This is a genomic window from Lacinutrix sp. YIN62, assembly GCF_057219185.1.
Genome location: NZ_JBXVVH010000001.1, coordinates 80145 through 93471, shown reverse-complemented (window position 1 = coordinate 93471; position 13327 = coordinate 80145). Strand labels below are relative to the sequence as shown.

Genomic DNA, 13327 nt, shown 5'->3' with positions numbered 1-13327 from the left:
CGGCTTTATATATTCTTTTCTTTTTAATAACAACCTATAGGTATACTATAAAAAATCAATAATATGTTTGGAAATAATAATTCAGAACAATACCCTTTAAATAAATTAAAATTAGACTATACTTTAAACTTATTTAAAACCACTTGGAAAATTATAGAGATTGCCGAATACAATTGGAATATGGATAATTCTAGTATAGAATATACCATACAATCGGTTAATAAAATAGCATTCCTTGAAGTAGAACAATTAAAAAACAATTATGAGCTTATCTATAGTGAAGCTATAGATCTAGAACAATCACTACTCGCTGAAGCAATACAAAAAGGAGAGCTTCACTTTAACAATAGCTTATATATATTAGAAGAAAATTATTCTGGAACTTATAAAAATCCAAATACTTTTACAAGAAGAGAAACTTTAGAAACATTTATGTTTTATCACAAGGACACTATTTTAACTATAGAAAAATGGGATGACGGAACGTTTGAAGCCTTTTTAGGAGAAGAAATAAAAGCTAAAAAAATTAAAAATATAACCCCATAATAAAATGACCAAAAGGAGCATACTTATAATAATACCATTTCTATTATTGGCCTGTGGTAATATTGAAAAAGAATCTAAAAGAGTAATCACCGAGCCTTCCGAAATTATTAGAAACGCAATACCAACAAATGATTATGCTTTAGTTTTAGATGATATGACTATTAAAGAAGAATCTAATATTATAGATCATAGACATAAATACAAAGTATTAGAGTTAATAGGCGACTCATTACACGTTATCCCAAAAGGGTGGCATTCTGTAAACAAAGCCTTCTTCAAAAAGCATCAAAACGATTTGGGTATGGAAATTATGTCGAGACATAATGGTAAATCCTCTTTTAATGTACAGCCTGTAGGTTTTGGTTGGGCCATTGGTAATGAAAAACATGGTGAATGGGAAGAAACACCTAAAGATTCAACAAAAACAACGAGTTCAAACGCACAACATAGACGCTGGAGAACACACTCATCTAGTCCCTTTTTCTGGCTTTGGTTAGCCTCCAGAAGAAATGTATTTAGAAACGATTATACGAACTATAGAACTTACAACGCTAAAGGACAAAACTATTACGGACACAATACAACCAATAACTCCTATGCTTATGGAACTAGAAGTGCATATCAAAAAAAGACTAGACCTTCGTTTTTCTCACGAAAAAAACAAAATAGTAGCCGTTGGAATTCTTTAAACAAAAAATCATCAAGACGTTCTTCTAGATACAATAATGGCGCTTCTACAAGGTCTAGATCGGGAGGGTTTGGTAAATAATTATTTTGAAATACTCTAAAAAACAAAAATCGCTCACTTTAAAAATAGCATTATTCGCAACAGGAATTAGTGGTATTGTCGCAGAATATATTCTATCTACACTGGCCTCCTATTTTATAGGTAACGCTATTTTACAATTTACATTAATAGTTTCCATTATGCTTTTTGCAATGGGATTAGGTAGCCGATTAAGCAAATCGTTAACCCGTAATGTTGTGCTCTATTTTATAGCCACAGAATTGATTTTATCCATCTTAGTTTCCTTTTCGGCCCTTATGGCCTACCTTATCTATGGATTTACAGATATTTCCTGGCTCGTTATTTACTTATTATCCATTTTAATAGGGCTACTTATCGGACTAGAAATTCCGTTAGCAACACGTATAAACGATAATTTTGAAGAACTACGCGTAAATATATCTAGTATTTTAGAGAAAGACTATTTTGGGAGTCTGATAGGCGGATTATTTTTTGCTTTTATAGGCTTACCATATTTAGGCCTTACCTATACCCCATTTATATTAGGTTTTCTTAATTTAGGGGTTTCCTTTTGGTTGTTTCTAGTTTTAAAGGATGCCTTATCTATAAAATCGCAACGTCTCTTCACTATAGCCTATATTATAGTTACTGCTTTAATTATAATGGGGTTATGTTTTGCTCAACCTATAGTAAAATACGGCGAGCAAATAAAATACAAAGATAAAATTGTATATAGTAAACAAACAAAATACCAAAAGGTAGTCCTTACTAAATGGAAAGAATGGTATTCACTATATATTAATGGCAATCAACAACTATCTTCCTTCGATGAATTTATGTACCATGAGCCCATGGTACACCTGCCAATGAATTTAATACCTAAAAAAAGCACTATTTTAATTTTAGGAGGTGGCGATGGGTGTATTGCTCGCGAAGTATTTAAATACAGTGAGGTAGAGAAAATAACATTAGTAGATCTTGATGAAGAAATGCTAAGCCTTGGAAAAAACAATTCTATTTTCACCAATTTAAACAGTGGTGCTATGAATAATCCAAAACTAACTACAGTTGCAATGGATGCTTTTACGTTTCTAGAAGAAACAAAAGAAACTTTTGATGCTATATTTATAGACCTTCCAGACCCTAATAATGTAGATCTAAATAAATTATACACCAAAGAGTTTTATTATTTATGTAAAAAAAGCCTCTCTAACAAAGGAGTACTCATTACACAATCTGGAAGTCCGTATTATGCCACAAAAGCGTTTTATTGTATAGAGAAAACTTTGAGAGCGGCAGGTTTAAAAACACTACCACTACATAATCAAATATTAACTCTGGGAGAATGGGGCTGGATTATAGGAAGCAAAAATGATATTTCTAAACAACAATTAGAAGCTATAGATGTTTCTAGCCTTCCTTTAAAATGGTTTACAAATAATTCAATAAAACAAGTAACTTCATTTGGTAAACCATTGGCAGACACTTCTAATGTAGCAGTTAACACCATATTTTCACCTAAACTATATACCTATTATAAACAAGGCAACTGGGATTTGTATTAAATTTACTTATTCTATAAAATAATACACCTTAGTCATTTAATTAAAACAACTAAGGTGTATTATTTTTACTTTATTATTTTGTTTTTTTCTAATTTAATATATAGCTCTCTAAAAACGATTCCGATACAGAAGAAACAGTACCGCCTTGATAGGTATTAGCCGTCGTTTTTACAATACCAACGTCTTTAGCAAAATATAATATAGATTCTGAAGTCGCAGTAACTTCCCCCATAAGTTCATAAGAACTAGATTGCTTGACCTTTATTACAGAAGAATATGTTTCTCCATTAACTGTTACAGAAGCCTCTCTTTCTAAAATTTCAAAAGTAGAATTTACATTCATTGTTGAATCCTCTAGTGCTGGTACTCCTGAAACAAGAGACACGTAACTAGAAGTAATACTATAATTAGAATCCCATGTTTCGCCTTCTTCTAAATAATCCTTTAATACTACATAATCGTATCCAGATTGAGTGACTTCATATATCCCTCCCAATTCGAGTGTTGTTGATGCTATCAACACAAAATAATCACCATTATTTTTACGAACATATGTTGTTAAATCTAAATTAGCAGCAGGTGTTCCACTAGAGGTCTGCGGATTACTAAAAAATCTCTCTATTTTATAACTTGGCTCACCTTCATAATTCTCCAATGCAGATAATTCCACATTAGAATCTTCTTGAGCATCTTCATTAACAACAAAATTATAATTCCAAGTATTACCTACAGCCATTGGCCAATAATCGCCTGTTGATGTTCCGCCTTCAGATTCACCATCTGAATCTCCATTAAGATCGATTCCTTCAAAATCATCTTCTAAAGATTCATTTTCACATGAAGTGATTGTAAAGAATAAAACGGATAAAAATAAAACTGAAATTGTTTTTAATGTATTCATAGTTAATTATTAAAATTGGATTTATGCAAACATAGTAAATTTTAAACTTAATTTAAATCTCCTTTTCTCGGGACTCTAAATAATAATATAATACCAATTAAAAAGAATACGAATAAACAAAGAAAAGCATTACGCATGCTTCCTGTTATTTGGTCTATAAAACCAAAAATAGCCATCCCAATAACAATTCCTATTTTTTCCGCAACATCATAAAAACTAAAAAAAGAGGTAGAATCTTCCGTCTCAGGTAAAAACTTAGAATAAGTAGACCTCGCTAAAGACTGTATCCCTCCCATTACCAATCCTACAACACTTGCCGTGACATAAAACTGAAAAGGCGTTTCTACAAAATAACCCCAAAAACACAAACACATCCAAATAACATTAACAACAATTAACGTTTTTATATTTCCAAATTTAGATGAAGCCTTAGACGTTAAAAAGGCACCTAAAATAGCTACAATTTGAATAACTAATATACTAATAATTAAACCCGTTGTTTTTTCACTGGGGTCAGACCAAGCTATTTCTTCTTCTCCAAAATAAACAGCAACAAGCATAATCGTTTGTACCGCCATACTAAACACAAAAAAAGCATACAAGTACCGCTTTAGCCTTAAGTTTAATAATAATTCATTCCAAACCATTTTTAACTCCTTAAAACCATTAAAAACAACATCTTTTGTTACTTTATGACCGGTAGAGACTCCTTTAGGTAATACATAAAAAGAATATTGACTAAATCCTATCCACCAAACACCAACCATAATAAAAGAATAACGCATTGCTTCTACAGACGCTAAATCCTTTGCTTTACTTAAAGCGCTTTCAATTTCCTGTACGTTGCCAGTATCTAATATTGATTGTGAAATACTAATATCAAAACCAAACGCACCTGGAAACATAACCATAGCTAAATTTAGAACTAATAGTATAACACTGCCTATATACCCCATAGAAAAGCCTTTAGCACTAATACTATCCTGCTGTTCTGGAAATGCAATATCTGGCAAATACGAATTATAAAACACTAAACTTCCCCAATAGCCTATCAAACCCATAAAATAAAACAAGAGACTATAGTAAATTTCTCCTGATCCGATACCAAAAAAATATAGACCGATACACCCCGCTCCTCCCAAATAACAAAAGAACTTCATAAACATTTTCTTATTCCCAACATAATCTGCTATTCCAGAAAGTATGGGAGACGTAAAGGCAACCACTAAAAAAGTAAAGGCAGTAACAAAAGTTATGAGTGCCGTACTTTTAAATTCAAGCCCAAAAGCATGCACCACTTTAACATCGGTAAGAAATAATGCGGAATAAAAGATGGGAAATATAGAAGACGTGATCGTTAATGCATAAACTGAGTTTGCCCAATCGTAAAACGCCCAAGCGTTAAGTAACTTTGGACTTCCTTTTTGTAGTTCTTTCATAATAAAAAAGCCGCTCCATAATTATTGTAGAGCGGCTTCGAAAATAAGTATTTATTTTTTAACCTGATATTAAAATTTAATTGTAGGTCTAAAAGATGTTACCCCAAATTTCTTTGCTTCGGCCTTAGCTTTTGATGACAAAGCGGTTAACTTGTCTATTCGTGTTTGCGTCGCGGGATGCGTACTCAAAAATTCGGGTGGAGCATTTCCACCGCTTGCTTTTGCCATTCTCCTCCATAAATTAGCCGCTTCATCGGGATTATAACCAGCAATGGCCGTAAGATATAAGCCTATTTTATCTGCTTCATTTTCATGGCTTCTACTAAAAGGCAACATCCCTCCAACTTGGGTTCCAATACCATAAGATTGATTAAATATATTTTTAGAAGTTTCATCCTTTATCAAAATATTCCCCGCTACAGCACCGCCTTGCTGCAATAGTCCAGCACTCATCCGTTGTTGCCCGTGGTTAGCTAAAGCATGTGCTACCTCATGCCCCATAATAGCGGCAATGGCTGCTTCATTTTCAGCGACAGGTAAAATCCCAGTATAAAATACAATCTTTCCACCTGGCATACACCATGCATTTATTTGTTTATCTTCTACCAAATGGTATTCCCATTTATAATCTTTTAAATACCCTTCGTAACCATTAGCGTTTAACCAGCGCTCTGCAGCAACAGCAATTCGCTGCCCAACACGGGTAATCATTTCTGCTTCTGCTGTTCCTTTTATAACTGTATGTTCACCCAAAAATTGATTATACTGAGCAAACGAAGTTGGAAAAAGTTTTGCATTCGATACCAAAGCCAAAGTCTGTTTTCCTGTAAATGGATTAGTTGAGCATGACAAAAATAGAGCGATCATTAATACAATAATTATACTCGATTTAAACTTCATTATAGAGATTATTTTAATGGATAATAAATTTACGCAAAGTTATAAAACAATTTAGCGATCTAAATATTAAATATGACACAAAATGGATCAAAATTAAAACATCCTGTAAAAAATAGATCACAACTTTTATTAAAAAAAATATAAGATGCTAAAAAACAAGACCTTTGTTAACACGCAATTATATAAACTGTATTCTTTTTCCAACAAAACATACACCCCATGTAATTAAACTTAATTTTAATAAAATTAAAATCTACAATGAAAGAATAAAATGAAAGAATAAATTGTTAGATAAGCCATCTAATTAGTAATATAGATAGTATATTTAATATAAAAAAACCTCTGAAAATTACTTTTAGATATAATACTACCTTTTACAAGCTTATAATGCTGTTATGATTTCTATTGTTTAACGACAAAGTTTATATAACTACAATAATTCAAAATAACGTTATCACTCATGAAAAAAATAGCCTTATTATCATTGGTTTTACTTCTATTTAATTGCAAAGGCAATGCCCAAGAACAAAGCCAACCAGCAAAAGTCTACAAAGTAACTAAAACGAAAGACGAATGGAAAAAAGAACTTTCCAGTAAAGCATTCTATGTATTAAGAGAAGCAGGTACAGAACGCCCTTTCTCTAGTCCTTTAAATAAGAACTATAAACCGGGAACTTATGTTTGTGCTGCTTGTAAAACCCCTCTTTTTAAAAGCGAAAACAAATTCGATTCAGGAACTGGATGGCCAAGTTTTGACCGTGAAATAAAAGGAAATGTAGATTATTCTACAGATTACAACCTTGGGCATGCCCGTACTGAAGAACATTGTGCTACCTGTGGCGGACACTTAGGCCACGTGTTTAACGATGGACCAAGAGATACTACAGGGAAAAGACACTGTATTAACGGAGTTGCACTTAATTTTATTCCAAAAAAATAATGAGTCATTTTAACATTGAAAAGTCTGATAAAGAATGGAAAGCACAACTTACAGAAGAAGAGTATAAAATACTAAGACAAAAAGGTACAGAAAGACCGCATACGGGACAATATAATATGCACTTTGAAGAAGGAACATATAAATGTGCAGGATGCAGCCAGCAACTCTTCGAAAGTAATAGTAAGTTTGATGCGCATTGCGGTTGGCCTAGTTTCGATGATTCTATAAAAGGGACTGTTAAATATGTGTTAGATAAAACACATGGCATGATACGTACTGAAATAGTATGCTCAAACTGTGGCGGGCACTTGGGACATGTTTTTAATGACGGCCCTACAGAGACAGGCACTCGTTATTGTGTAAATTCCATAAGTGTAAAATTTGACAAAGCAAAAAAAGAATGAGGCACTGTTTTTATTAACTGATTTAAAAACAAACAAACCGCCCTTATTTTTTATCACTATGTAAGCGTTAAAAGCCTTCTAAAGTAAATCATGAGAAACTCAACCCTAATAACTATAGGGTACACAAAGGCTCTATTAATTCACAAACACACAATAAAACATAGCCTAGGAGTATTCATCAATAAGATGGCACGCAAGCATCACATTAAACACAAAATCATAACTTTAAGACCTTGTTTAAATAAAAATGAAACTTCAATATTATTATTACAGCTATGTTTTGTAAATTCGTACCTTGTTAAAAACGACTAAAAAAATTACGATGAGTAAATACGATATTATTGTACTTGGAAGTGGTCCTGGTGGCTACGTAACTGCTATTAGAGCATCTCAATTAGGCTTTAAAACAGCTGTTATAGAAAAAGAAAGCCTTGGTGGTGTTTGTCTTAATTGGGGCTGTATTCCAACAAAAGCACTTTTAAAATCTGCTCAAGTATTCGAATACTTAAAGCATGCTAATGATTATGGATTATCCGTTAAGGAATATGATAAGGATTTTGATGCGGTTGTAAACCGTAGTCGAAATGTTGCAGAAGGAATGAGTAAAGGCGTTCAGTTTTTAATGAAAAAAAATAAGATTGATGTCATTAATGGTTTTGGTAAATTAAAAGCTGGTAAAAAAGTTGAAGTTGACGGAACAGAATATAGCGCAGATCACATCATTGTTGCGACAGGTGCGCGTTCTCGTGAATTACCAAGTTTACCTCAAGATGGTGAAAAAGTCATTGGTTACAGACAAGCAATGACTTTGAAAAAACAGCCTAAAAAAATGATTGTGGTAGGTTCTGGAGCTATAGGTGTTGAATTTGCTTATTTCTACAATTCTATGGGAACAGAAGTAACTGTTGTAGAATATTTGCCAAGTATAGTGCCTGTTGAAGATGCAGATGTTTCTAAACAATTAGAAAAATCATTTAAGAAAAGTGGTATCAAAGTTATGACCTCTGCTGAAGTTACTAATGTAGATACCTCGGGACAAGGTGTAAAAGCTACAGTTAAAACTAAAAAAGGCGAAGAAATTTTAGAAGCCGATTTAGTATTATCTGCTGTAGGTATTAAAACAAATATTGAAGGCATTGGTCTAGAAGATGTTGGAATCGCTGTAGATAAAGACAAAATTTTGGTAAATGACTACTATCAAACAAATATCCCTGGCTATTATGCAATTGGAGATGTTACACCTGGACAAGCTCTAGCACACGTTGCATCTGCTGAAGGAATTTTATGTGTAGAAAAAATAGCAGGACAACATGTAGAAGCTTTAGATTACGGCAATATCCCTGGTTGTACATATTGCTCTCCTGAAATTGCAAGTGTTGGTTTAACTGAAAAGCAAGCTAAAGAGCAAGGTTTAGATATTAAAGTTGGAAAATTCCCATTCTCCGCTTCTGGTAAAGCTAGTGCCGCAGGAACAAAAGATGGTTTTGTAAAAGTAATTTTCGATGCCAAGTATGGGGAATGGTTAGGTTGCCATATGATTGGAGCTGGCGTAACCGATATGATTGCTGAAGCGGTATTAGGACGTAAACTAGAGACCACAGGTCACGAAGTCTTAAAAACAGTACATCCACACCCTACTATGAGCGAAGCGGTTATGGAAGCCGTTGCAGATGCTTATGGAGAGGTTATCCACTTATAACCCCTAAACAAGACACATAAAAAAAAGGCGATTTATTAATGAATCGTCTTTTTTTATCATGCCCTTTCCTATAAATAATTCTGGTCAAAACAACACCAATTTTTAAAATAAAACAGTTTTAAGCTCCCCTTTAAGTTTTCAAATCATCACACTACAACTTTTCTTGACAAATGACTCTTTGTTAATTAAAAATATATTTCAAATTACACTAATTCATAACTAGCTCATTTCAAAAAGAAAGGCAAAAAACGTATCTTCGCAAATCTGTTTCAAAAAGAAGCAGATATGTTTGTTGCTATGACCAATTTTGAAGAGAATATAGAAGTACAAGGTGCTAGAGTTCATAATTTAAAAAATATAGATGTTACCATTCCAAGGGAAAAACTTGTGGTTATTACTGGGCTCTCTGGAAGCGGAAAATCATCTTTAGCTTTCGACACCATATATGCCGAAGGCCAGAGACGTTATATAGAGACCTTCTCTGCCTATGCGCGACAATTTCTTGGCGGCTTAGAGCGTCCCGATGTTGATAAAATAGACGGATTATCTCCTGTAATAGCTATAGAGCAAAAAACAACAAGTAAATCTCCTAGATCTACAGTAGGTACTATTACAGAAATTTACGATTTCTTACGTTTACTATTTGCACGAGCAAGTGACGCTTTTAGCTATAATACTGGAGAAAAAATGATTAGTTATAGCGATGCGCAAATCAAAGCCTTAATTATTGAAGATTTCAAAGGCAAGCGCATCAATATATTGTCCCCAGTAATACGCTCTAGAAAAGGCCATTACCGAGAACTCTTCGAGCAAATTGCTAAACAAGGCTTCGTAAAAGTTAGAGCTGACGGAGAAATAAGAGACCTGGTTAAAGGCATGAAGTTGGACCGTTACAAAAATCATGATATTGAAATTGTTATAGATAGACTAAAAATAGATGATACCGTAGACAATAACAAACGCCTTGCTGAAACCATTAATACAGCAATGTATCATGGAGACAATGTACTAATGGTTATAGATCAAGACACACAAAATGTTCGCTACTTTAGCCGTAATTTAATGTGCCCTACTTCTGGCATCTCATACCCTAACCCAGAACCAAATAATTTTTCATTTAACTCTCCAAAAGGCGCTTGCAACCATTGTAATGGCATAGGAGATCTCTATCAAGTTAATGAGCAAAAAATTATTCCAGACGACTCTTTATCCATCAAAAACGGGGCATTAGCTCCTCACGGTCCCGAGAAAAAAAGTTGGATTTTCAAGCAGTTGGAATTGATTGCAGACCGCTATCAATTCAAATTAACCGACCCCTACAAATCCATTCCAAAAGAAGCAAAACGCATTATTCTATATGGCGGTAACGATAAATTCTCTGTAGAAAGTAAAACACTTGGTATTACACGTAATTATAATATTGATTTTGAAGGAGTCGCAAATTTTATTGAAAACCAATATAAAAATGCAGAATCAACGTCATTAAAGCGATGGGCAAAAGACTATATGGACAAAGTAGACTGTCCCGTGTGTAATGGTTCTCGTTTAAAGCAAGAATCGCTCTATTTTAAAATAAATGACAAGAATATTGCCGATCTAGCACAAAAAGATATAGTCGAGTTAGCAGAATGGTTTAAAGATTTAACAGAACACCTCTCTGAAAAACAATTAAAAATTGCAGAAGAAATTATAAAAGAAATAAAAGCACGATTGCAATTTTTAGTAGATGTGGGACTTACCTATTTATCATTAAATAGAAGTTCAAAATCACTCTCTGGTGGAGAAGCACAACGTATTAGACTTGCAACGCAAATAGGCTCTCAATTAGTAGGAGTACTTTATATTTTAGACGAACCAAGTATTGGATTACACCAACGCGACAATGAAAAACTAATAAACTCTCTAGTCGCGCTTCGTGATATTGGTAATTCAGTTATAGTGGTTGAGCATGATAAGGATATGATAGAACGTGCAGATCACGTTATAGACATTGGTCCTAGAGCAGGAAAACATGGAGGAGAAATCATAAGTGAAGGCACCCCAAAGGAACTTTTAAAACACCCTACTTTAACTGCCGATTATCTCAACGGAACCAAATCCATCGAAATTCCTAAAAAACGTAGAGAAGGTAATGGAAACATAATAGAGCTAAAAGGCTGCACGGGCAATAATTTAAAAAATGTATCTATAAAAATTCCTTTAGGAAAAATGATAGGAGTTACCGGCGTTTCTGGAAGTGGAAAGTCTACACTAATCAACGAAACCCTATACCCTATCCTCAATGCGCATTATTTTAATGGTGTAAAAAAACCAATGCCTTACAAAAGTATAAAAGGCTTAGAACATTGCGACAAAGTTATAGACATCAATCAATCTCCTATAGGAAGAACACCCCGAAGTAATCCTGCAACATATACCGGAACCTTTAGTGAAATACGAAGCCTATTTGCCAAAATCCCAGAAGCAATGATTCGCGGCTATAAACCTGGTCGCTTCAGTTTTAATGTAACTGGCGGCCGATGTGAAACCTGTAAAGGTGGTGGTTTAAAAGTGATTGAAATGAATTTTCTACCAGATGTATATGTAGAATGTGAAACTTGCCAAGGGAAACGTTTCAATAGAGAAACACTAGAAATTAGATACAAAGGGAAAAGCATTAGCGATGTATTAAATATGACCATTAATGAAAGTGTAGATTTCTTCGAAAACATTCCAAAAATTCACAAAAAATTAAAAACCATAAAAGACGTTGGCTTAGGCTATATTACATTGGGTCAACAAAGCACAACACTCTCTGGTGGTGAAGCGCAACGCATAAAGCTTGCAACAGAACTTAGCAAACGAGATACTGGTAATACATTCTATATTCTAGATGAGCCTACAACAGGACTACATTTTGAAGATATTAGAGTATTAATGAGTGTACTAAATAAATTAGCAGACAAAGGTAATACGGTATTAATCATTGAACACAACCTAGATGTTATAAAAACCGTAGATCATATTATTGATATTGGTTACGAAGGTGGTAAAGGCGGTGGTAAAGTTGTTGTAGAAGGCCCTCCCGAAGTTGTTTCTAAACACAAAAAAAGTCACACAGCACGATTTTTAAAAAAGGAACTCCCCCTTTAAGCCCCCCCCTCTATTATCATTATTCCCCCAACGACTAGTCAAATATAAAATTTGCTAGAGCTTCTTCGGAATTTGATTTAACCTAAAAGTTATCTTTAAGTCGTTATCACTCTCCAGCTTATTATAAAAATACTTAGTAACACTTTTATAAGTATCTAAAATAAAAGACCTCATAAAAAAACAGTAATATTTATTAAATAAAAACCACGTTAGCATTAATAAATGCTCTTAGTTTACTCATTTACAAAACTCTAAAAGCAAAAAGCAAAACAAATATTACTAAAATCATCTTTGATGTTTAAAAACATAATTTAAAATACTATCTTTCGAGGCTTTAAAATTTGAAAAGAATATGAGAAAAGAACAGCATCATAAAGATTGGAATGAAAATAAAACGAATGACTCTTGGGCGATCTTCAAGATTATGGGAGAGTTCGTTAACGGCTTTGAAAAAATGAGTCAAATAGGGCCTAGCGTGTCTATTTTTGGATCGGCAAGAACAAAACCTGAAGACAAGTATTACAAGTTGGCTGAAGATATTGCAAAGGATATTGTAGAAGCTGGCTATGGCGTTATTACTGGAGGTGGCCCTGGTATTATGGAAGCAGGAAATAAAGGAGCGCATTTAGCAGGAGGAACTTCTGTAGGGTTAAATATAGAATTACCTTTCGAACAACACGATAACCCTTATATAGATAATGATAAGAGTTTAGACTTTGATTACTTCTTTGTTAGAAAGGTAATGTTCGTAAAATACTCCCAAGGCTTCGTAGTTATGCCAGGTGGCTTTGGAACTTTAGATGAGTTATTTGAAGCTATTACATTAATACAAACTAATAAAATTGAGAAATTTCCTATCATACTTGTGGGTAAAGATTTCTGGGAAGGTTTAATGGATTGGGTTAAATCAACACTTTTAGATAAGTTCGAGAATATAAGTGCTAAAGATTTAGATTTAATTCATTTAGTAGATACAAAAGAAGAGGTGGTTACTATTTTAAATAATTTTTATAAAGAATATGAATTAAGTCCGAACTTTTAAAAACATAAACT

The 13327-nt window shown here is 33.4% G+C and carries 11 protein-coding genes; 8 read left to right on the top strand and 3 right to left on the bottom strand.

Annotation, left to right across the window (positions count from 1 at the left end; translation table 11 throughout):
• Positions 1-63 precede the first annotated feature (63 nt).
• Genes AC2D8I_RS00340 through AC2D8I_RS00330 form a run of 3 tightly spaced genes read left to right on the top strand, consistent with a single transcriptional unit; the run spans position 64 to position 2859 of the window.
• Complete coding sequence (locus AC2D8I_RS00340) at positions 64-546, top strand: DUF4178 domain-containing protein (protein WP_484703959.1); 483 nt, start codon at positions 64-66, stop codon at positions 544-546.
• Between the two features lie 4 nt (positions 547-550).
• Entirely contained in the window at positions 551-1315 is a 765-nt protein-coding gene (locus AC2D8I_RS00335) for a hypothetical protein (RefSeq protein WP_484703957.1), read from the top strand.
• A gap of 5 nt (positions 1316-1320) precedes the next feature.
• Positions 1321-2859: a polyamine aminopropyltransferase gene (locus tag AC2D8I_RS00330; RefSeq protein ID WP_484703955.1), complete on the top strand. Its 1539-nt coding sequence runs from the start codon at positions 1321-1323 to the stop codon at positions 2857-2859.
• Between the two features lie 88 nt (positions 2860-2947).
• On the opposite strand, the gene AC2D8I_RS00325 is transcribed toward AC2D8I_RS00330, so the two are convergent.
• The 3 genes from AC2D8I_RS00325 to AC2D8I_RS00315 form a co-directional block, all read right to left on the bottom strand.
• Entirely contained in the window at positions 2948-3760 is an 813-nt protein-coding gene (locus AC2D8I_RS00325) for a hypothetical protein (protein WP_484703953.1), read from the bottom strand.
• Positions 3761-3807: 47 nt separating this feature from the next.
• Complete coding sequence (locus AC2D8I_RS00320) at positions 3808-5199, bottom strand: MFS transporter (protein WP_484703951.1); 1392 nt, start codon at positions 5197-5199, stop codon at positions 3808-3810.
• 69 nt (positions 5200-5268) lie between these two features.
• Positions 5269-6099, bottom strand: coding sequence for a M48 family metallopeptidase (locus AC2D8I_RS00315; protein WP_484703949.1), 831 nt, complete (start codon positions 6097-6099; stop codon positions 5269-5271).
• Positions 6100-6559: 460 nt separating this feature from the next.
• Here AC2D8I_RS00315 and msrB (AC2D8I_RS00310) point away from each other — a divergent pair, with 460 nt between their 5' ends.
• From msrB (AC2D8I_RS00310) to AC2D8I_RS00290, 5 genes are all read left to right on the top strand, one after another.
• Positions 6560-7039: a peptide-methionine (R)-S-oxide reductase MsrB gene (msrB, locus tag AC2D8I_RS00310; RefSeq protein ID WP_484703947.1), complete on the top strand. Its 480-nt coding sequence runs from the start codon at positions 6560-6562 to the stop codon at positions 7037-7039.
• The gene (msrB, locus tag AC2D8I_RS00305; protein WP_484703945.1) at positions 7039-7443 is read left to right on the top strand and encodes a peptide-methionine (R)-S-oxide reductase MsrB; all 405 of its coding nucleotides are present in this window, start codon (positions 7039-7041) and stop codon (positions 7441-7443) included. Before msrB (AC2D8I_RS00310) ends, msrB (AC2D8I_RS00305) begins: the two co-directional genes overlap by 1 nt.
• Before the next feature lie 322 nt (positions 7444-7765).
• Positions 7766-9142: a dihydrolipoyl dehydrogenase gene (gene lpdA / locus AC2D8I_RS00300; RefSeq protein ID WP_484703943.1), complete on the top strand. Its 1377-nt coding sequence runs from the start codon at positions 7766-7768 to the stop codon at positions 9140-9142.
• Positions 9143-9439: 297 nt separating this feature from the next.
• Positions 9440-12274 (top strand): excinuclease ABC subunit UvrA, encoded by a 2835-nt coding sequence (gene uvrA / locus AC2D8I_RS00295; protein WP_484704211.1) that lies wholly within the window; start codon positions 9440-9442, stop codon positions 12272-12274.
• A 352-nt stretch (positions 12275-12626) separates the two neighbouring features.
• Positions 12627-13316 (top strand): LOG family protein, encoded by a 690-nt coding sequence (locus tag AC2D8I_RS00290; protein WP_484703941.1) that lies wholly within the window; start codon positions 12627-12629, stop codon positions 13314-13316.
• Positions 13317-13327 lie beyond the last annotated feature (11 nt).